At 56.9% G+C, this 19,137-nt stretch carries 23 protein-coding genes; 7 read left to right on the top strand and 16 right to left on the bottom strand.

The genetic code is table 11. The features are described 5' to 3' along the window. Positions 1-184: 184 nt before the first annotated feature. The 3 genes from AB4Z52_RS07045 (at position 185) to AB4Z52_RS07035 (ending at position 1,600) form a co-directional block, all read left to right on the top strand. Complete coding sequence (locus AB4Z52_RS07045) at positions 185-469, top strand: hypothetical protein (protein WP_442217192.1); 285 nt, start codon at positions 185-187, stop codon at positions 467-469. A gap of 139 nt (positions 470-608) precedes the next feature. Beyond that, positions 609-1,199, top strand: coding sequence for a hypothetical protein (locus AB4Z52_RS07040; RefSeq protein ID WP_442217191.1), 591 nt, complete (start codon positions 609-611; stop codon positions 1,197-1,199). Between the two features lie 50 nt (positions 1,200-1,249). Next, a complete protein-coding gene (locus tag AB4Z52_RS07035; RefSeq protein ID WP_442217190.1) occupies positions 1,250-1,600 on the top strand; it encodes a hypothetical protein in 351 nt (116 codons plus the stop codon). A 23-nt stretch (positions 1,601-1,623) separates the two neighbouring features. Here AB4Z52_RS07035 and AB4Z52_RS07030 read toward each other — a convergent pair whose 3' ends face one another. The 3 genes from AB4Z52_RS07030 to AB4Z52_RS07020 are packed head-to-tail and all read right to left on the bottom strand — an operon-like array spanning position 1,624 to position 6,230. Further along, positions 1,624-3,498 (bottom strand): hypothetical protein, encoded by a 1,875-nt coding sequence (locus AB4Z52_RS07030; protein ID WP_442217189.1) that lies wholly within the window; start codon positions 3,496-3,498, stop codon positions 1,624-1,626. 60 nt (positions 3,499-3,558) lie between these two features. Continuing rightward, on the bottom strand, positions 3,559-4,257 hold the full coding sequence (locus AB4Z52_RS07025; RefSeq protein ID WP_442217188.1) for a hypothetical protein: 699 nt from the start codon (positions 4,255-4,257) through the stop codon (positions 3,559-3,561). Beyond that, positions 4,254-6,230, bottom strand: coding sequence for a hypothetical protein (locus tag AB4Z52_RS07020; protein ID WP_442217187.1), 1,977 nt, complete (start codon positions 6,228-6,230; stop codon positions 4,254-4,256). Before AB4Z52_RS07020 ends, AB4Z52_RS07025 begins: the two co-directional genes overlap by 4 nt. Before the next feature lie 52 nt (positions 6,231-6,282). On the opposite strand from AB4Z52_RS07020, the gene AB4Z52_RS07015 reads away from it, so the two are divergent. Next, positions 6,283-6,618: a hypothetical protein gene (locus AB4Z52_RS07015; protein ID WP_442217186.1), complete on the top strand. Its 336-nt coding sequence runs from the start codon at positions 6,283-6,285 to the stop codon at positions 6,616-6,618. 10 nt (positions 6,619-6,628) lie between these two features. Here AB4Z52_RS07015 and AB4Z52_RS07010 read toward each other — a convergent pair whose 3' ends face one another. The 10 genes from AB4Z52_RS07010 to AB4Z52_RS06965 all read right to left on the bottom strand — a co-directional run bounded on the left by AB4Z52_RS07010 (position 6,629) and on the right by AB4Z52_RS06965 (position 14,159). Further along, a complete protein-coding gene (locus tag AB4Z52_RS07010; RefSeq protein WP_442217185.1) occupies positions 6,629-6,769 on the bottom strand; it encodes a hypothetical protein in 141 nt (46 codons plus the stop codon). An 818-nt stretch (positions 6,770-7,587) separates the two neighbouring features. Next, the gene (locus AB4Z52_RS07005; protein WP_442217184.1) at positions 7,588-8,163 is read right to left on the bottom strand and encodes an HK97 family phage prohead protease; all 576 of its coding nucleotides are present in this window, start codon (positions 8,161-8,163) and stop codon (positions 7,588-7,590) included. Next, positions 8,156-8,344 (bottom strand): hypothetical protein, encoded by a 189-nt coding sequence (locus AB4Z52_RS07000; RefSeq protein WP_442217183.1) that lies wholly within the window; start codon positions 8,342-8,344, stop codon positions 8,156-8,158. The genes AB4Z52_RS07005 and AB4Z52_RS07000 overlap by 8 nt, the downstream gene beginning before the upstream one ends. Continuing rightward, positions 8,341-8,940 (bottom strand): hypothetical protein, encoded by a 600-nt coding sequence (locus tag AB4Z52_RS06995; protein WP_442217182.1) that lies wholly within the window; start codon positions 8,938-8,940, stop codon positions 8,341-8,343. Before AB4Z52_RS06995 ends, AB4Z52_RS07000 begins: the two co-directional genes overlap by 4 nt. An 8-nt stretch (positions 8,941-8,948) precedes the next feature. Next, a complete protein-coding gene (locus AB4Z52_RS06990) occupies positions 8,949-9,479 on the bottom strand; it encodes a hypothetical protein (RefSeq protein ID WP_442217181.1) in 531 nt (176 codons plus the stop codon). 453 nt (positions 9,480-9,932) lie between these two features. Beyond that, complete coding sequence (locus AB4Z52_RS06985) at positions 9,933-10,391, bottom strand: hypothetical protein (RefSeq protein WP_442217180.1); 459 nt, start codon at positions 10,389-10,391, stop codon at positions 9,933-9,935. 371 nt (positions 10,392-10,762) lie between these two features. After that, positions 10,763-12,349: an AAA family ATPase gene (locus tag AB4Z52_RS06980; protein ID WP_442217179.1), complete on the bottom strand. Its 1,587-nt coding sequence runs from the start codon at positions 12,347-12,349 to the stop codon at positions 10,763-10,765. A gap of 22 nt (positions 12,350-12,371) precedes the next feature. Further along, a complete protein-coding gene (locus AB4Z52_RS06975) occupies positions 12,372-12,647 on the bottom strand; it encodes a hypothetical protein (RefSeq protein ID WP_442217178.1) in 276 nt (91 codons plus the stop codon). 86 nt (positions 12,648-12,733) lie between these two features. After that, on the bottom strand, positions 12,734-12,964 hold the full coding sequence (locus AB4Z52_RS06970) for a helix-turn-helix transcriptional regulator (protein ID WP_442217177.1): 231 nt from the start codon (positions 12,962-12,964) through the stop codon (positions 12,734-12,736). A gap of 118 nt (positions 12,965-13,082) precedes the next feature. After that, complete coding sequence (locus AB4Z52_RS06965; protein WP_442217176.1) at positions 13,083-14,159, bottom strand: tyrosine-type recombinase/integrase; 1,077 nt, start codon at positions 14,157-14,159, stop codon at positions 13,083-13,085. A 134-nt stretch (positions 14,160-14,293) separates the two neighbouring features. On the opposite strand from AB4Z52_RS06965, the gene dusA reads away from it, so the two are divergent. Continuing rightward, positions 14,294-15,295 (top strand): tRNA dihydrouridine(20/20a) synthase DusA, encoded by a 1,002-nt coding sequence (dusA, locus tag AB4Z52_RS06960; RefSeq protein ID WP_442217175.1) that lies wholly within the window; start codon positions 14,294-14,296, stop codon positions 15,293-15,295. A 105-nt stretch (positions 15,296-15,400) separates the two neighbouring features. On the opposite strand, the gene AB4Z52_RS06955 is transcribed toward dusA, so the two are convergent. After that, positions 15,401-15,610 carry a cold-shock protein gene (locus tag AB4Z52_RS06955; protein WP_111161225.1) on the bottom strand — a complete coding sequence of 70 codons (210 nt, stop codon included), beginning with the start codon at positions 15,608-15,610 and terminating at the stop codon, positions 15,401-15,403. Positions 15,611-16,123: 513 nt separating this feature from the next. On the opposite strand from AB4Z52_RS06955, the gene AB4Z52_RS06950 reads away from it, so the two are divergent. Together AB4Z52_RS06950 and AB4Z52_RS06945 are read left to right on the top strand one after the other, a co-directional pair. Continuing rightward, complete coding sequence (locus AB4Z52_RS06950; protein WP_442217174.1) at positions 16,124-16,549, top strand: cupin domain-containing protein; 426 nt, start codon at positions 16,124-16,126, stop codon at positions 16,547-16,549. Between the two features lie 228 nt (positions 16,550-16,777). Then, positions 16,778-17,347, top strand: coding sequence for a J domain-containing protein (locus AB4Z52_RS06945; protein ID WP_442217292.1), 570 nt, complete (start codon positions 16,778-16,780; stop codon positions 17,345-17,347). A 643-nt stretch (positions 17,348-17,990) separates the two neighbouring features. Here the strand turns inward: AB4Z52_RS06945 and AB4Z52_RS06940 are convergent. Continuing rightward, positions 17,991-18,470 carry an SRPBCC family protein gene (locus AB4Z52_RS06940; protein ID WP_442217173.1) on the bottom strand — a complete coding sequence of 160 codons (480 nt, stop codon included), beginning with the start codon at positions 18,468-18,470 and terminating at the stop codon, positions 17,991-17,993. A 44-nt stretch (positions 18,471-18,514) separates the two neighbouring features. After that, the gene (locus tag AB4Z52_RS06935) at positions 18,515-19,090 is read right to left on the bottom strand and encodes a dihydrofolate reductase family protein (protein WP_442217172.1); all 576 of its coding nucleotides are present in this window, start codon (positions 19,088-19,090) and stop codon (positions 18,515-18,517) included. Positions 19,091-19,137 lie beyond the last annotated feature (47 nt).

Raw genomic sequence — 19,137 nt, 5'->3', positions numbered from 1 at the left:
TTCCTGTGGCTCCTGCGAAGCTGTAACAAGCAGCCGCCCGCAACTCACTGCCCGCCGTGGCGGGCGGGATCATGCAATACCTTTAGGCACCCAACTGGGGTCATCCACAGTCATATGTCACCGCACGGTAGACCAACGCGTTTATTCGTGACAACCTCTGCGTTCAACAAGAAGAGGTGCGGGGATGACAAAACTAGAAATTGCACATGTCCGAGAGCAGGGTCAGGATATGATCATTGCTGCGCTTGATCGGAGTTTTGATTCAAAGTCGAGCGATCAGCAGCAAGCTACCGTTCGCGAAATCGAGGTGGCCGCCCACTCCGCGGGTTTAGCGGGAGCGGCGTGCGTAGTCTGGGATGCCGGCGGCGGAAGAATGAAGTTCATTGCTCCTTCACAGTGGCACGCTTTTTTTCGAAGCATCGATCTGCGTTGGGTATTGGCGAACCAGAATAAGTCTCTCAGTTGGTAACTTTGCTACGGCCACAGAATTTGCCTTAAGTAATATGAGATCTGAAGTAGACAATTCGGCTGTTTGACGGCTTTCGTCTTGTTCTAACTCTTTGGTTATAGTCATTCGATTCCTTTTCAACGGCCATGAAGGGCTCGCAATGAACGATATGCAGATGAACACCGGCTACATAGTTGATGTCGCCAATCTTCCGAAATTATTTCCAACGCACCGTCAGAAAGCGACTTTTTGGGAGCATCTCGGAAGAACCGTGGCAACCTTCGGATTGCTGGAAGATTGTCTTGCTCGAGCTATTTTTGCGTTGACGGCCACAAGGCGGTATCCTGAATCGGAGATTGCGGAGGTCTTCGAGGCGTGGATTCCGAAGCTGGAGCGGGCTCTTTCTGACACGTTAGGGTCATTGATTGACCAGTATGGCAGTGCAGTTCGAAATCATGCAGACTCTAAGCTAGCGAATCCGGATGATCTTATCAGTAACTTGAAGGCCGCATCCAAGCTAAGAAATGCAATATGCCACGGTGCTTGGGGCGCTCCAAATCCAGATGGATTTTGTGAGCTGCGTTATTTCACAAAAAGCGGAGAGGCATTCGATACGTTGGTGGATGATGCTTTTCTGACCCAACTTCAGAGACATGCCGCTGAGTTAATTGCTGCAGTAGTGTCTTCCATCACCATAATGGGCTGGCAATTCCCCGGATCGTCTGGCCCTGGAGACCCGATCGTAAAATAAGGGATAGGGCGGCCGAAGCCGCCCAGTAATCTGGATTTGTCGGAGGCAACATGTGGGGAATAGCCAAGGGCCTGCTCGTCTTCGCCGCAGGCTGGTGGCTGATTTTCAAAGTATCGGATTGGATTCAGGGTCTTCCGTGGGTCGAGAGACGGCGTCTCAAAAAAGCGTTGGAAGCCGCAGATAAATGGCCGCCAAAGAGGCCACTTCATCTCACGCCCGCAACTTACCGGGTCTTTTATTCAGATAGTGTCGTTCAAGAAGTCAGGCTGACGTCGGAGGAAATCCACCGTTGGGCGATTGCCTCCAATGCGCTTTCTATCCAAAAGACTGGATGCCAAATTGTTCGGATAGAAGATGAATCAAATAGCGTCGTTTGGCGTCTAACTTCAACTGAGGATTAGGGCGGCCGAAGCCGCCCTAGCCATCACGCCAACTCGTAGCAAAATGACAAGTTCAAAACGTTTCCGGTAGAGGCGGGGTAAGTGTTGTCATAGTTGAAAATGTTCATGGTTCCAACGCCCGGAGAAATAAGACCCTGCAACATTTTTCCTGAAACAGTCGACCGCCCCGATGCTATTCCGCCCAGAGTTGATGCTCCGGGAGTTAAAGGCAACGTGGCGCTAATTAAAGAGGCGCCAGTTCCGTTATTTGTTATAGTAATAGAAATAGTCCCATATACGCTCTTACCCCGTCGGATATAACGGCCGGCCGCTGTGTACGATGTCAGTGCACCTGAACCAGCTGCAACAACTGGGGTGTAAGCAGTCCACGTATTCCCGATTGTTTCTATGAACCGGTCAACCTTAAGGGAGCCGGTTCCGTTGCTCTTAATGTTATAGTCGCCGTCGCCTGATTGATTATTTTCAGCCCACAGTTCCCACGAAATATTATTGTGACCGAAATAGTAGGATATCTTATGGCCTTCGGCCATACTCACGGCAATTCCGGTGTTTCCGTCATTCCCGTTCGTTCCCCAAATAGCATCGTTGCCAAAGATGATGCCGTGAAGACATGTCGTACCGTTGTTTCGGATATTGACGGCTGCAGACGCTGGGAATTGACCTGTTGGGCTAAGTTCGCCACCGAAGGCTAGTTGGACCCCGACAGTCTGTCCGATGTCCTGAAAATAGGGGTCGATGAACACGGCTGACGCATAGTTGATTGTATCGTATTCAATGCCGTAAGCGCCACCGACCGCACCTGCCGCGCGGTAGGCTTCGCCGTATCGCGCATAAGCACTGAGAGCCACTGTATTGTTATTGTTGACGGCAATGTCCACACCGGCAATGGCGTTGAGGCCGGTCAAGGTGATGTATTTCGTTTGAGCGGCGATTACCTCTGCAATCACATCTTGGGAGTTCGCGCCATTCGTGACAGCAAAATTAGTTAGCTGGATTTTGCCGCCAGTCCGACCGACCGAAAGCTCAAAATTCGTCAACCAGTCGGAGCTTGCCGTGATCTGCTGACCGGTATGCTTTACAGCATCACCAACGAAAAGACGGTTGCTCACTCGGCCGACGCGCCCGCCTTGGTTTACATAAAAGTCCGTATCGGCAGCGATATCGCCAGCTTTATGATAAAGACCGTCCAGGCCGACTTGCAGAAGCGACCCGGCATCTGCCGTTGTAACGACCGGCAGACTAACGGATGCAACTGCCGCGGCGGCTGCGGCGGCAGAAGTTGCCGAAGCTGCTGCTGCCGCCTCTGCTGCGGCAACGATTGCGCTGCTAACCTGATCGCTAATCAGTCGGAATGTTGATCCCTGTCTAAAGCCCGCAATCAACATTCCAGACGTCAAGCCGCCAGCAGCTATATCATTTCCACTGTTGGTTTTTACAGTGAGAACCGGCCCGCCATTGAATGAAATAGTGACGGGGGAAACATCGTTGGTGTCGGCTATGTTTGTGACGACAAACGCCGACCCGCTGACTGGAATCGATGAAGTGGCCAGAATCGCGCTCGGCGTTCCAGCCCCTACATCCGACGCAACGATGAAACTGTACGGCAGGTCTCCAATGCGGTTCCACGTATGCAAAGCGCCGAACCATTGATAAACCCCGTTATTGGCAGTAATCGGGTCATTGATCACCCACCCAAGTTGGGCATTTTCCGTAGGTGTATTCGCCAATGCGTCGGCAATCATTGTTGCCAAAGTGTTGTAGACGCGAGAGACTGTCGCGCCGGCTCCGTTTATGAACGACTCTACCCAAGTGCCCCATGCGCGGATATCTGGCTTGGAAGGCTGAGTAGGCATAGAGACAGGACCATCGGCCCAGATGTTTGCTGCAGTTTGTGGCATTGAGTTTCCATTGAAAAAGCCCGCTCAAGGCGGGCTGTGATGTGGGTGTGAAGTGTGTGGTTAGGCGGCGATCGGCACGCCGACCTGGTCCGGCCACGTGTGGACTCGATCGACAGTGGTGCCGTCGGGTGTGATCACAGTCATGTCGACGTGGCCGCCAACGAGGTGAAAGCGGGTTGGGTCGTCGTCACTTTGAAAGGACATTTCAGCCGGCTCGTCCCTCATCATCTGCATGAGCGCGACGCCGAGATAGGCGCAGTATTCCGCCAAAGATTCGCTCTCTGTCTTCGGACGCAGGCCAGCCAAAGCCATCTGCGATGGCGGCGGCCCACCGACAGATACTGGCTCGAGCACGGCAAGCTCAAATGGGATAATGCTTGGTCGATTAGCCATCTCGACCGTCTGGAAGGATGCGTGAACCGGCCCACGGCTTTCCGACCAGGCGCTGAAATGGACTTCGACGGCACCGTGCCCGCTGGCAACGTCCCGAAACCAATCCGCCTTCATGCCCGCCAGAAGCTCCGGAAGTCCACCGTCGAGGAAGCCGTCGACACCGTGCAGATCGACGATATCGCAGAAAACTGCCTGAAGCTTGTCGCCAAGAAATTGATTGCCGCGGGACGTCACGGCGAACGGCGCCGCCTTCGCCGTCCTGACTTTTCGGGCGAATTTTTGGATCACGCCAGATGAGTCGTAGGCCGCCGCATCCGTGAAGAGGAAGCAAGCCTCGGGCGTGAGAATTGATATATATGCACTCAATGGATTGCTCCCTTTTCTGTAATTTCGAACGTCCAGAGCTCACCGCAGATGGCTTCGAGAAATGTTGACTTCACGCTCTCAGCGAACGCCTTTCCGATGTTGCCGCCGTCTTTGATGACGTTGTCGCGAAAGCCAGTCGCGAATACCTTTGCTGCGTCCCGAGCGTCGTCGCGCTGAAGGCTTGATGCGATTTGCTTGCCACTGGCGGAATTAACATCTTCCGGGAGGCCGAACTGGCGCTGCATCTGCACGATCTTCTGCTGCTGAGGCGACATCGCCGCCAGTCGCTCGTGGTCGGCCAGGTCGGCGCTAAGTTTCGCCTGCGCAAGAACCCCGGCGAGCTTCGTGTACTGGTCTATTTTGGCTTGGAGGGCCTTCTTTTGGTCGTCATCGAGCGAAAGCTTTTCAGCCTTCTGCAGTTCGTCGAGAGCAAAGCGAGCCGCATCGACCGCTACCCCGTATTTGCCGGATAAGTCGATTTCCTGCTGCATTTTTTCGATGCGGTCGCCGGCCGTTCGAATGAGTTCGTCTTGTTTTTTCTTAAGCTGCTCGGCGGCCGTTGCGGCTTTCTTTGCCGCGGCATCGTCGCCTGGCAAGCCCTCGAGCTCGATGTTAGGGCGCTTCTCAGGTGTCGGGCCGTTCTCTGGCAGGAAGGTCGATGTCTGAAACGATCGGCCGGCGGCCTTGAAGGTATTGCCGCTGACGATATCCTGAACATTCGATCCGCCGGCAATGGCCGCAATGGCTTCGGCATTGAAGATTACCGCCTGTTTTGAAGCTGCGGCAATCTGATCTGCCAGCTTTTCAAACTTCTCGCCAAACGCAGTAATGTCCGGAATGCCGGTCTGGGCCAGCGCCGCGGCAAGCGCGTCCTGCACCTCCTTGACGGCACCGGTAGCGTCTCTGCCGTCCGTAATGGCATCGTTGACTTTCTTCCATGCCGTCTCAAGAGCGTCGAGGGAATCGGTGCTGCCGGAAGTGGTGATCTTGGTAACAAGATCGGCCATTTCGGCATTAACGTCCTTGACGTCGTCTCGAAGCTTGTCGAAGCCCAGATCACCAGCCGCATGGCCCGCCTCAAGCAGGTCAGAGACTTCTTTAGCACGGTCCAACTGGGCAATGTATGCTGATAGTGCAGGCGTCGCGTCGCCCCATTGAGCGGCAACGCCTTTGATCAGATCAATCTGCTTTTGCAGGTCCTCTTCCGACCGATCGCTGCTTGCATGCGTCGCGGCATAGTACAGGCCGCCAGCCGCAGCAGCAGCGCCGATAGCCAGCGTTACGGCCGGGAACGATTCCACAAGGCCAAGGGCGCTAGAGCCAATAGCCTTCAACGCGCCCATAACGCCACCTTCGCCGCTTGCGACGTAGGATAGGTGGCTCATCTGGCCGACAAGTGCCTGCGTTGGAGATATCCCCAGCGCGAGCTGTTCAACCATGCTTCTGGTCGCATGCATCAACGCCATTTGCTGCGTCGTGCTTAGTTTTCCGGCTACCGCCAGGGCTTCGTGCCCTGCGACAGACTCTCCTAAAGCGACGCCCTGCCCCTTGATGGATGCGATAGTTGCAAGCGTAGCCTGCCGTTGGCGAGACATCGCCGCGGCGTACTCATCGTTGCCGATGGCGCCGCTGGCGAGCAGGGTCTTGATGTTGCCCTGCGCAGCCTTATACTGCGTGATCGTCGCAAAGAGCGGGTTGTACTTGGCGCGCAACTGATCAAGCTGCTTGCCCTGGTCGGCAAGCGCTCCGTTCCACTCTCTGGCGCCCTGAGTGCCAATTCCGACAATAGCGTTAACGCGGGCTTGAAGAGCCGTTGTCACTGAATTATCTAGGCTTTTGCCAACGCTGTCGAACTTGCGGCTGATTTGGCTTGATGCCGCGTCAACGTCGCCGACCAGCTTGGTCAATGCGCGTTTTATGGTGGTCGTGTCGGTGCTAATGCTGATAATCAGGTCGTCTGCATTGTCAGCCATGCGCAGTAGCCTCGCGACCCGTGAGGGCGGTTAGGTTGGCCATGAATTTTCCTTGAAGGTTGAGACGCGCCTCTATGGACGCGAGAAGCGAGCTGAGTACTTGCGCGTTTGGCGCGAATCACAGCGATTGATTGCCGGGAAACTCGTCAACACAAGGCCAGACATGAACAAGCCTGCCGAAGGATTCTGCAAGACCTGTGACTGCTGCACCGACGGCATTCCTACCAAAATCCACATTGCTGTAGAGAACGCGGTCAAAGGAGTAATGACCCTTGGCATTTCTCTTGCGGTCAATGCCATGAGGCCAAAATGCCCGAAGTGCGATCACCGGATGGTGTATCACCGAGGCAATACGGCCTACTGGAAAAAGAATCTGATACTCAAATGAGCAGAGTGCTTTAGCGCAGCACTTCAGGCTCGAGATCGGCTGCCGAAATGCGCTTGCGTTCGCCAGGAAGAAACAGGCCGCGCCGTTCGAGATAGGCGGCTTGGCTTTCGTAGACGGCCGGGACGCCACCCGTAACGATCATGCGTGGCACGCCATTCCGCCTCAAAGGATGAGTATTCAACGGCCCAGATCCGGATAGCCTTTGTCGATCTTCCGGCGCATCGTGCAACCACCAAAGATGCGGCCGCGTGCCGGGACTACTTTCGACCCATTTGGCAATCACACGATGACCGTCCGCCTTCCACAAGGCGGCGATTTCGTCGTCAGTGAGGAAGTATTCGAAGCCAACGTATTCCTCCCAACGCGGGTCGCTTTGTTCAACGTGTTCCCCTGTGGCCCAAGCGAGCCAGGCGTCTGAGGTCGTTTGGCGGCGTTTGGATTTAGCAATTTTTCTGACTGGCATTAGCGCTGGTTTCCATAATCAGCTGTGCGGGGAGCGCGCGGCGAGTCAGGCCCAGGCACGTCAAGCGCCAATTCACGCAGGCCGCGGAAAAATGCAGTCCTCGCGTCTCGCTCAATGCCAACGCATGGGTGCGCTTTCTTCGTGCCGTACCTGTCGACGACGGTAAGGCCGTCCTCGAGTAGCATTTCGCGCGCCTGTTCGGACCGATCCCACGCCTCACAAGTCTTAACTAACTGGCGAAAATGGTGTGATTCCAGGTCAAAATCAGCCAGAATTCCACGTGCCCACTTTCGCGTTTCAGATCGAAGGTGCGGCGGAATCTTATAAGTGTCGGCCATATGAGCCTCATTATCCTTGTTTTTCGCAGGCCAGAGTTCACGGAACTAACCGGGGTGGTGCTTGTGTTTACTTTTGGGAACCGCCGGTCCCTTGAAGGGGTCGTTTTCGCGATCTGAGGCACCCCTCCCTAGGGTTGCATCGATGTTTGTAGGTTGCGTGATCGATGCCTAACGCTTGCCGATGAGCCCGCGCTCGCGGAGCTTGAGCTCCAGCCGCATGCGTGCCCTTGTCGCGCCGACGGCGCCAATGCCCTTCGCCTGGTGACGCTCGAGCGTACGCAGCGCGATCGAAGTGTCCGCATAGGCGGGGCGGGCCACGATCGACACCTCGAACAGCTCGACTTCTCGCAATGTTCTGACAGGTAGATCGCCGCTATCATCCCATTCCTCTACCACCGGCACGAAGGAGAAGCTCATGCCGGTCAGGTCACGTCGCTTCACCAACTCGAGGGCGGTTTGGCCGTCAGGTGCGTCAGGCAGATCAATCTCGACGAGCAGACCTTTAGCGTTCTGCTTCAGCCGCAACGTGCCGGAAGTGGTTCGCCCAATGACACGGCCAAAGTCGTGGTTCAGCACGGCATGTACGTCGCCGGACAGTGCGCGAGTGAAGGCTCCATAAGCGATCTGCTCAATGAACATCCCGCCAATGTTGGTTGGCGAACCGAACAGGGCAGCATAGCCCGTCAGCGTGCGGCCTGTCTTCGGGGCCTCGAGCGGTACAGACCGCGTTTCGCGTTCAGTCATTGACAACCTCGCGCTTGGCAATGCGGTCGGAGAGAACCTTTGCCATGGTCTTGGGATTGAAGCTTTCCGCCGCGTACTCGAATTCTTTGCCGTTCAACCGCACGGATGGCTTCGATTTTGCGCTGACCGCAACGGCGCGTTCGACCTGGCCGGTAGGTTTCTGGATTGATCGTTCAGTCATCGAGCGAGCTCCGCAGGAATTGTCTTTTTGTCGATAAGGCGAGCGCTTGCGGCGTCATGCAGCCAGCCGGTAATACGACCACTGTCATGACCAAAAATTGCGTGCGCGTGCATTGGCGGCAGGCTGCCGGTCCAAGCGATGTCCCTGTCGTTCAACTGCTCGGTCAATTCCAACAAATCGGCGTGCGCCTTATGGGCGGCGATCAACGTATCAGCCACGGCTCTGACGTGTGCCGAATAGTCTGATTTGATCTCGGTGCAGATTGTCTTGCTTGCCGCGTGGCGCACCGTTGCAAGCCGTTGCTGCGCGATCTCGATTGCTGCGCGAAGGTCTACGCGTTCCGACGCTATCGCCTTCAGGCGGGCGCTGACGCCGTCAGGAGCAGCGTTGTCGTCATCGACTTCCTCGCCAAGAAGCGCAGCGACACGGTTTGTTTTCTCGGCGCCGGTCTTGCGATTCGAGAGACGAAACCGGAGTTGGTCATCTTCCAGATCAATGGCCGAAAGGCTGGCGCGCAACTTGGCGAGCAGCGCCTTCGCGGCCGCGTAGGATGGATCAGCGTCCTCGAGGCTGCGGACGATTGTCTTCTGTTTCATTTGATTTCCTAAAATTGGGTGGTGGTTTCGTAGGTCCGGTAGCGCTCGCGTAGCGGTCGACGGCCAGCACGCACTTCGGGCGCCGATTTGATTGCGGCAGCGAGATGAATGAGGATTTCCGGACCAAGTCGGATCTGCTTCTCGAGTGCAGGCCGTGGCCGACGTTCTCGCGCTTCAAACGACAATGTTTGGATTCCGTGATCAGCCGCACGATAGACGAGCGTCGCGGCTGGCGCGTTGGCATCGAGAATAATGTCGAAAATGTCATTTGGCCGCTCGATGAAGTTGGCCAGCGTCTCGCCAAAGGAAGCGCCGCCAGCCGAACAAGGCATTCGGAAATAATCCATAACGACTGTCGAGCTCGTCACGATAGCTATGAGGATCTTGGCTATGTCAGCGGCGCCGACCTGCTCCGGCCGACCTTGGCTGGACGGTATTATCCCGGCAGCCCGAAGGCGTCGGGCGTGCCAGAGTGCCGTTTTCGGTGGTAGTCGCAGCGCTTCATCGAGCGCAACGCAGGCTTGAAGCGCCGTAGCCATTTGGATTCCTTTGAATTTGAGGTTGATGTTTTGGTAAGAATTTGTGCCGCCCTGTCGCATTTGAGGAAAACGACAGGGCGGCGTTCCCGCAGCCGGCAGCACGCAACGGCCAAGGGAAAGAAAAAGCCGCCCTTGCGGAGCGGCTAAAATCAATGTGTTCTCACCTATTACCAACTTGAGACCGTTTGGGACTCGCGAAAGTGCCGTTCTATAAACGCCAAGTCTAATTTGGTAAGAAAATCAATGGAGGCGAAATTCTCGTCTGGAACTGCGCACCCCCTTCATAAGAGTACGCAGCAGCTCACAACAATAATGTAGATTAGGCGCTATTAATTTCCTACCCTCTCATAAGTATACTCTGCGAAATGGCAGAAACGGACGTTTTCGCGAGAAACCATTTACGCAAATCGAAATTCTTCAATGATTTTGGTGAACCGTCGGCGCCGTCGGTTCTTAAGCATCCGCGCCCCAATCGACCGACCCAACCCGCGGCTTGCGAAACGGCACCTTGATGTCCTTGAACCTGGCCGCGGCCCGCGTCTCGGCGCGCAACAATTCAGCCTGCCGCTCGAGACGCTGGATCTTGCGGACGGCAAGGTCTCGTTCCATGGCAAGACGGCCAGCGAACCATATGGCATCGCACGCCGCGACAAGGCGTCCTGCCGCCCAGGCGCGTTGCTGGCTAGCTGTGCCGTATGGTCCGGCCTGTCCGCAGTCTTCAAGCGGCAAGCCAGCCACAAGGGCGCTGTGGGCGATTTCTAGAAGGCCGAGGTCGGCGAGGGTTTGGTCAATTGTCGCAACCGTTGCGACATTTACCCATTCCGCCGCAGCCTGCGTGACTTCCCACTCTCGCGAGCCGTGGACGATGGACGGAAATGCTTGCCGGATGTTCTTGCGTGCTTGCGGATTCATGCGGTCCTCCTGTTGGACGCAATGGCCAAGTTGGCCGATGCGTTGTCGTTGGCTGCACTTCGGGAAAATATTCCAGAAGTTGCCAGCCGCCGTATGTCGGCGACCAACTCGCTTTTGTCCTCATGAAAGCGATGCGGGTCGCGGTGGCTTGGCGCCAACCGGGCTAGCCGGTCGGCGATGTCTAGAAGGTCGGCGGCTAGGTTCATGCGGCGGCTCGCTTCTAGTTTCAAGGATGGAACAACCGGAAGGGTTCCAGCCCTTCCAAGGGTGTTCCACCCTGTCGGGGGGTATGGGGGGTGGAAGGAACAGGGGGTGGAACAGGGGTGGTAGGGGGGTGGAAGGGGGGGTGGAAATGTACAAAATATTGCACATTAGTCCTGCGGCCCGAAGTCCTCCGCCGTTAGAATGAGCCGCTGCCGTTGCTTAGACGGCGGACCTTCGAACACAATCTTGATATCGCCAGCAGCCAGCAAGCGCTGCATGGCAGCTTCGAACTGCTTCACGGTCACACCGTCGGCGTCCGGATGCTCCGCCATGATCTTCGGTGCGTAGTTCAAGCCCTTCGTCTTCGCGACCCGCTCTCCTGTCCTATTGATGGCGGAAAGCAGTTCGCGGAGTACGCGCTCGGCCTTAGCTGCAATGAGGGCGTTGCCAGGGGACGGCCTGCCATCGTTCTGGATAAAGACGCCATCCCTCCATCGTATTTTGAGAGCGTTGCCCTTGGCTCCATAGTTAGCCTTCATGACGGAAAGCACGCGCCCATCTGGATCAGCGCCTTCGCCGGTTTCCGATGTGAGATACAGCCGGCTTCTAACGCTGTTATTCCACGCCGTAGAGCCGGACGTGCCGGTGCCTTTCTCCATGCCGGAAACGGAAGGATGGCTCAGAAGCAAAACGGCGCAGTCCAGTTTAATGGCAATCTGGCGCAGCATTGAAATGAACTGCCGAACCTGCGGCCGCTTGATTTCGTCGCCGCCGTAAAGATCGGCGCTCGTGTCCAGGACAATCATCTGCGGCTGGAATTCGCAGATTTTCTCAATGAGCGCGGTCATCAATGGAGTCGCGACCATGGCGCCCGACTTATCCGGCGCGGCGAGCGTAGCATCTCGATCGGCCAGAGGTATCAAAAGGAAGTCTCCGGCCAAGTCGTCGAACGCGGCGTCATGTTCCTTCAGCGTGTCTGCGATCCGTCGGTGAAATTCGTCAAGCTCGTCTTCCGCGGCAACGTATAAAACTCGACCCTTTGCCGGCACTAGACCCACGGTCTCGGCACCAATAGCGGATGCCACGCCCCATTGGATAGCAATCAAGGACTTGCCCAAGCCGCCGTCGCCGGAGAGCATCGTTACGGTTTTCATCGGCACCATGCCCGAAAGCCACCACTGGCGATCCGGGATGGGCGCGCCTTGCCAAGCCGATGGAAACACGGCAGGCAGTTCCGGCAACTCTACGAGCGGATGCGCCTTGCGATGGGCCGCACGTTCGGCGGCAAGGTCGGATAGCACGGTGTTGCTGCTGGCGGCAGGGGTGTTGTCGTTGGCCGCAACGGGCTTGCGCAGGCTCTCGGTGAGCTTCTCCATGGACGCAGCCAAGGCGGACGGCGGCTTCGGTGGCGGTCGGTTGCCTAGATCGCGCCCGACAATGCTGTCAGCGACGTCGCGGTCGATGCTAGGGCCGTGGATTTGAAACATGCCGGGGATGCCGGTCTCATGGTGAAGTGTCACAATAAACGATGATTCCGGATCGCAGCCGTCTATATTGCTGACGATGACACAGGCGCGCTTCTCATCATTCGAATCATCCGGCCACAAATCGTGCGGCAGGCTAGAAACATTCGCTGGGTCGGCGTTCTCCCAGTCCGGCTCGCCATCCGGCTTGGCTGGTGCCAACACGACGTCGGCGCTGCAGTGACCATGTTCCCAGAGGCGATCGTAGATCCCGAAAATCCGAGACTCCAAACTGTCTCTAGATGGCGTCTCTTTAAGCTGCGGTTTTAGTTTGGCCATCGGCTGTAACTGCCCCTTCGTAAAGTTCTGATGCCATCGCGGTGATCTGCTCGGCGAGCGGTCTGGCGAACGTTGCAGAGCGCCGAGAGCCCGCTTGCGGCGCGTACACGAACCTATTGCCGTCGGCTGCCTGCATAAGGCGCAGTCCGTATAGGCGGACCTCGTCGGTTAGCTGCAGATCGAAATTGGCAATAGCTCTCACGTGCCCGCTGCCGCGATCGGCTACGGGTTGCATTTCAGGGATGCGCAAGGCGTCCTCCTATTTGGTGGTTAAGCGGCCAGCGCGGTTATCGCGTCAGGCCAATTTAGGCTGGCGGCAGGGCAGGGACGTTCGTCTCATGCTGCCACTCGGATGGCGCTGCGTACGTTATCATTGGCGAAGTCGTAAACGGCCGTTCGCCTCATACCGGCCAGCCATGCATCTAGGTCAGATGCGTCGTATCGAACGCTACCGCCTATTTTCAGGTAAACGGGGCCGACTCCGGTCAAACGTGTTTTGTTAAGCCAACTAGCGGACTTGCCGATATAAGAGGCTGCTTCAGGCGTCGTGAATTTTTTGCTTGACATAGAATCTCCCATTCTGTAGATATTTGACATCGGGTATATGATACCGCTGTGGGTGTGTGCTGCTGAATAATCCTTGTATGTCCATTTGACAAATTTGTCAAGGTGTGTCCGTGCCTGACTAGGCGGGGGACACGATATCCAGCCATTTCCATCCGCCAAACTTATCGCCCGCTTCTCTCAGGTGACTATACCGCTTCAAGCTATTCCATGACCTGTGGCCGCTGACGCTTGCCGCCAAGGGTATCGTCCTTCCCATTTCAAACAGACGGGAAACGCCTTCGTGGCGCAAATCGTGGAAGTGCAGGTCGTTGATCTCCAAGAATTGGCAGGCTCTCGTAAAGGCGGCAGAGATTGCGTCCGTCTGATACGGGAAAATCTCATCGTCAGTCCGCGGCATCGACTCGATGATGCGGAGCGCCTCGGGAGGCAATTCCACCCAAACGTCGTTGCCCTTCTTTTGGCCGGGATGTTTCATATCGCGGACGAGAACGCGACTATGGGTGGCGTCCAAATCACTCCACGCGATACGGGTGATTTCTTCCTGCCTTCGTGTCGAGTAAAGAGCGAAGGCTACAATCTTGTGCATGGGTGCAGCCAACGCACTGCGGTTCGACCTGTCGAGGAAGTGCTGCATGATAAGGTCAAGCTCCGCCAGGGTAGGACGCCTATCTCGGCTTGATGACTTCGATATAGTCTCAAGGCTTCGCAGCACGATTTGAGCGTCGCGCATTGCGGCCTCGTCGAGTTTCATCCCCCACGCTGGTCTGGCAATTCGGAAGATGGCGGCGAGGTGGCTGATATAGTTGCCCACGGTTTGCGGCTGGCGATCACCGGCCAAGAGTTCTTGAGCAAAAGACACGATATCGTCGCTTCTTATCTTCGCGCAATCTAGGTCGGCGATGGCATGATCCTTGATCGACTTTAAGACTTGAGCCTTCGTACGTCCGATCTCTGTTTTCTCCTTGGTGTACCTGTCGATGGCATCGGCCAGCGTTGTTGACGGCGAGGCGGCTCGCTCAAGCGCGCCCGGTCGGTCCAACTCGCCTTCCCGGAATCGTATCCATGCCTCAGCCTCGCGTTTCTTGTCGAAGGTCTTGGCTTCCCGCAAAACGATGGCGCCACCTTTTTTTCGAAGGATTTGCGCTGTATAACCCGTCGTTCCATCCTTGCGCTTGCGCGCGGTAATAGTGCCCATCGGTACAACATTCCTCTATATTAGTACGACATTGTTGTACGTGACTATGAAAAAGCCTGCAATAGCTAGCAAAAGTCTGACAAAACGTGACACCTGACATTGGCCGTAAGCGATTGAATTTGTACGAAGAAGCTTTGAAATCAAAGGCTAAATTATTAGCCGTCGCCCCTATGATCGACTGGACCGATCGTCATTGCCGATATTTCCATCGGCAGATCAGTAGCGAGGCACTTCTCTATACCGAAATGGTGGTGGCGGATGCAATCATCCATGGTCCGCGCGACCGGCTGCTCGGCCATGACGTATCGGAACATCCCGTGGCGCTGCAACTCGGAGGTTCCGATCCGGCGAAACTTAGCGAGGCGGTTCGCATCGCGGAGCCCTACCGCTACGACGAGATCAACCTCAATGTCGGCTGTCCCTCGGATCGCGTCCAGTCGGGAACCTTCGGCGCCTGCCTGATGCTGACGCCGGCGGTGGTGGCTGCAAGCGTCACTGCGATGAAGGCCGTGGCCAAGGTTCCGGTCACCGTGAAGTGCCGCATCGGCGTTGACGAGCAGGATCCTGAGCAGGCTCTGCCTGAGCTCATGAGCCGCGTGCTCGATGCCGGCGCAGATGCAATCTGGATCCATGCGCGCAAGGCCTGGCTCAAGGGTCTGTCGCCCAAGGAAAACCGCGATATCCCGCCACTCGACTACGAAATCGTCTATCGCATGAAGCAACGCTTTCCCGATGTTTTCATCGGCATCAATGGCGGTATTCAAACGCTTGACGAGGCGGCGGATCATTTGACCTATGTCGACGGCGTCATGCTCGGCCGTGCCTCCTATCAGAACGCGGCGCTTCTCACAGACGTCGATCATCGCTTCTACGGACGTCTAGAGAGCGCGCCGGACTGGGATCGGCTGCGCGATGTCATGATGGCCTATGCCGAGCGGCACATTGCCGGCGGCGGCAGGCTCAATCATGTCGCGCGGCATATGGTCGGCCTTTTCACCGGCATGCCCGGCGCCCGGCGCTACCGCCAGATCCTTTCCACGGACGCCGGCAAGCCCGGGGCAGGGCCCGAGGTTATCGCCGCCGCCTTTGCAGCGGTCGATCTTTCCTCCCGGCAGGACGAGGCAATGTCTGCGTGATCGACAGGCGGATATCGGCCACAGCTTCAGACAAATAGCCAACAAAAAACGGCGCGCTTTTCAGCACGCCGTTTCGAAAACCTGCGTCAAGGATGATCGGTTGGATCAAGCCTGGATGTTGACAGCCTTCGGGCCTTTGCCCATGCGATCCGGCTCGGTGTCGAAGGTAACCTGCTGGCCTTCGCGGAGAGACTGGATGCCAGAAGCCTGGAGCGCAGAGATGTGAACGAAAACGTCCTTAGCGCCGCCATCCGGCGTGATGAAACCAAAACCCTTGTCCTGGTTGAAGAATTTTACGGTGCCCTTGGTAGCCATGGGATAGTCCTTTTCCCTGTAGTCCAGATATGCCCGGGGGTCGGTGCCCGGACGGCTTTTGCCTCTGCTAAATGCTCGGGCCGGTCGAGAAGTCACGTACGGGGAAAGAACGTCTACGCAGGCTTTGCCACATCAGTCCAGTCACCGGCAAGTAAATGCCCGAGAATTATTTCGTGCCAGTATTTATGCAAAAAAGCAAGTGGCATTATTTATAAGCGTTCCGGAAAGCGACGCTTACCCCCTTGAAATCAAGGGTTTGACTAAAGGAATCGCGATTATGTTCAAGCAAATTTCCCGATTTTGGACATTGTCAAGACAACAGAAGGCGCGGCTCGAGGTCGGGCAAAGGTGCAACTTCGCCGCGATCCGGCTTTCTAGCCCCGTGACCGACCCGCGTGGTTCGACCCGATCCGTATTGGTCATTGCCGGTGGGGCCGGGTTGGAGCAATCTATGTCATGGAACAGGCGACCACGGGCGACAGGCCCAGCCAACGCAAAAAGAGAGGTCACCGGATGGAGACAATCAGGCTTGGCGGGATAGAGCTGGAATTCCTTCAGAGCAAGGACGAGACGGGCGGCAGCCTCGATATTTTCAAAATGACCGTTCAGCCGAAAGCAAAAGTGCCGATCCCGCACTACCACGATACCTGGGACGAGACGATCTGCGGTCTTTCCGGCACGATCCTCTTTCATATCGACGGCAGGGACGTTGCGATCGGCCCCGGACAATCGGCCTTTATCCGGCGCGGCGTCGTCCACCATTTCAGCAACGAGACCGAGGCGCCGACGACTTGTCTTTGCGTGCTGACCCCCGGTGTGCTCGGACCGGGCTATTTCCGCGAGATTGCGGTTCTTCTCACCGGCGGGCCGCCCGATCCGGCTGCGATGAAGGCGGTGATGCTGCGGCACGGGCTGGTGCCGGCCGTCGGGGTGCCTTAGGCTGCAGGCCGTTCGCAGCATTTCTGTCCGGCCTTTTGGCGTCGTCGAATGCTGGGGATCGCGTTCGGCAAATCCATGCCGCTCCACAATTTTGTCGTGACTGCGGCCGAATATGGCGGTGTCAGCGGGCGGATATCGCTTGCTGAAGGGAAGTCAAGCCTTTAGGTCAGGAGCGGTGGTGCGGTCGAGTGCGGAAAGACAGGTGACGGTGTGATCAATCCCTATGCGATGCTTGGAATTGAACGCGATGCCGATGGCGAGGCCGTCAAGACGGCCTATCGGACGATTGCCAAGAGCGCCCATCCCGATAGCGGCGGTGATGCCGAACAGTTCGGCCGGCTGCAGGCCTGCTACGACCTTTTGAAGGACCCAGTTCGCCGCAAGGTCTACGACGATACCGGCTACGACCCGCAGCTTGCCGATGTCCGCGACCTCGAAGGCGTCGTGGTTTTGGAAACGCTGATCAACGATTTCATCCTCGACGAGCGCGAACCCGGCAGCTTCGATCCGGTGGCGGCGATGCGGCGCAAGCTCTCTGACGACATCGTCAAGAGCCGCTTCCACATCCTCGAGCTGGAACGCCACCGCTCCCGCGTCCGCAAGCATCTCGACCGCCTCGGCCGCCGCCCGCAAGCCGATATTCTCGGCGCCATGCTGCGCACCCGCAGCCAATCGATCGCCGAGGCCATCCGCAAGGCGGAAGGCCAGATCGAGACGATCGAGCACGCCTATGCGATGCTGGAGGGCTATTCCTATGAGGTTGAGTTCGTCGAGGTGAGGGGCGAGGCTGCAGAGTAGGGGGAACGCGGAATTCGGTAACAAATGCCACCGGTGGCGGGTTTTGGGCCATTGCGGCCTTTCTGGATCAACACGCAGACGTCATCGACGTATCACCCCGTAGCATACGGCAACATACTTGCACTCTTTCCGGCTCGGCGCATGGTCGCACCATCGGTCGATGGTGAGGAGTAATTGGCCATGGATATCTCGAAGCGTGATTTTACAAAGGGCCTGTTCCTGTCGGCAGGGCTCGCGGCTTTCCTTCCCGTAGCAACCAAAGCGGCGGATGCATCCAGAACGAGTCTCCCGGCAACGAAAAAGAGCCCAATTGGCTACCGGCGCCCAAAGCGCGTTCACCATATTCATGCGCATCTATTGGCCCGAGGAGACAGCGCTTGACGGTAGCAGGAAACAGCCTCCAATAATCAAATCGTAGCAGCTCAGTAGCAAAGAGATAACCAAGCGCGTAGGTCCGCAGTTGGGGCGCAACGCTGCCGTTGGAGATGCACCCAGACGCCCGCAATTCGGCAGCATATGCCAAAGACCGTTGTCCCTAACTGCCCAAACGTTTTCCTTGATCTATAGCCTCACCAAGGCGGCTATCTCTTTGTCCCACCGGCTCTACTAAGCGGTGGGACGAGTTCCAAAGAGCGGCCCGGATCTACCGCACCAGCACCTGTTCGCTGCCGGTGAGGGCCTCGCCTACATTGGGAGTGCCTTTGCCCGTGGCAATCAGGCTCTTCAAACTGCCGTTGATATAGGTGCCCCATCCGTCCCTGCAGATGTCGTAGCACTCATATTCGGGAACCAGACCCTGGTGGGTGAAGCGGACCTCTGTCTTGTCGCCATTTCTAGAGATATCGAAGAAAATCTCCGTGTTCGTCCATTCCGTCTCGTCTTCAGTGAAGTTGAAATGGTTTTCCAGAACGCGCCAGGCGACCCTTTTGCCGGGGACGAGTGCCGTCACTTTGATCTTGCACCGGTGGATATCCCTGAAGCCGTAGTCATATGCCTCGCCGAGCGTGTCGGTGCTTCCCTTGATGTTTTCCGACCACCATCCGCGAACATTGTTGATGGCAGCAAAGACGGTTTCGGGGCTCTGGTCCACCGTGAAGGTGGTGCTGAAGTCGTGGTTGGTCATGGCTTTCTTCCTTGTTTTGGATTATGCGCCGAGATTCTGCCTGGTCAGGCGATCCCGTAGAGGAGGCTCAAGCGCCCATTCGCGAGCTGCTGGACCTGCCTCAGCTCCAGCCCATGGCGATGTTGCGTCGTTGCGAAGAGCGCCTTTCCTTCGCCTGCCATTAGCGGGTAGACGATGAGGCGGAGCTCGTTGACCAGGCCGGCGTCGATGAGGCTTGCCGTGGTTCTCGCGCCTCCGACGAGGTAGATGTCCTTGCCGGGTAGCTGCTTAAGGGCTGAGATGTCTTCGAGTTGGCGGATGAAGCAGGTGTTTGGCCATAGCGTCGAAGTCAGCGTGTTCGACAGGACGTAATGCGGGGTCTCGAGGGTGAAGCGGGCCCATTCGCGCTCGGCTGGCGTCGGCGGGTCGCCGGTGATCCAGGCCGGCGTTTCCGGCTCATTCCGGATGCCGGTCCAGTAGTTCTCATAGCCGGGATACATGCCGCCTCCGAGCAGGCATGCGTCGATCTGCGGCATCACACCGTAGTCGTCCGACCAGGCTTCCACCCAGTCGGCCATGCCCTCGGGTCCTTCCATCTTGCCGTCGAGGGAAATCTTCATCCCCGCAATCAATTTGCGCATGTTTGCCTCCAATGAAAGAACGCAAGGGGCAGAACACCACCATTTGG

Source organism: Rhizobium sp. 2YAF20, from assembly GCF_052114685.1.
Taxonomy (GTDB): domain Bacteria; phylum Pseudomonadota; class Alphaproteobacteria; order Rhizobiales; family Rhizobiaceae; genus Rhizobium.
This window is presented reverse-complemented; position numbering and strand designations above follow the sequence as displayed.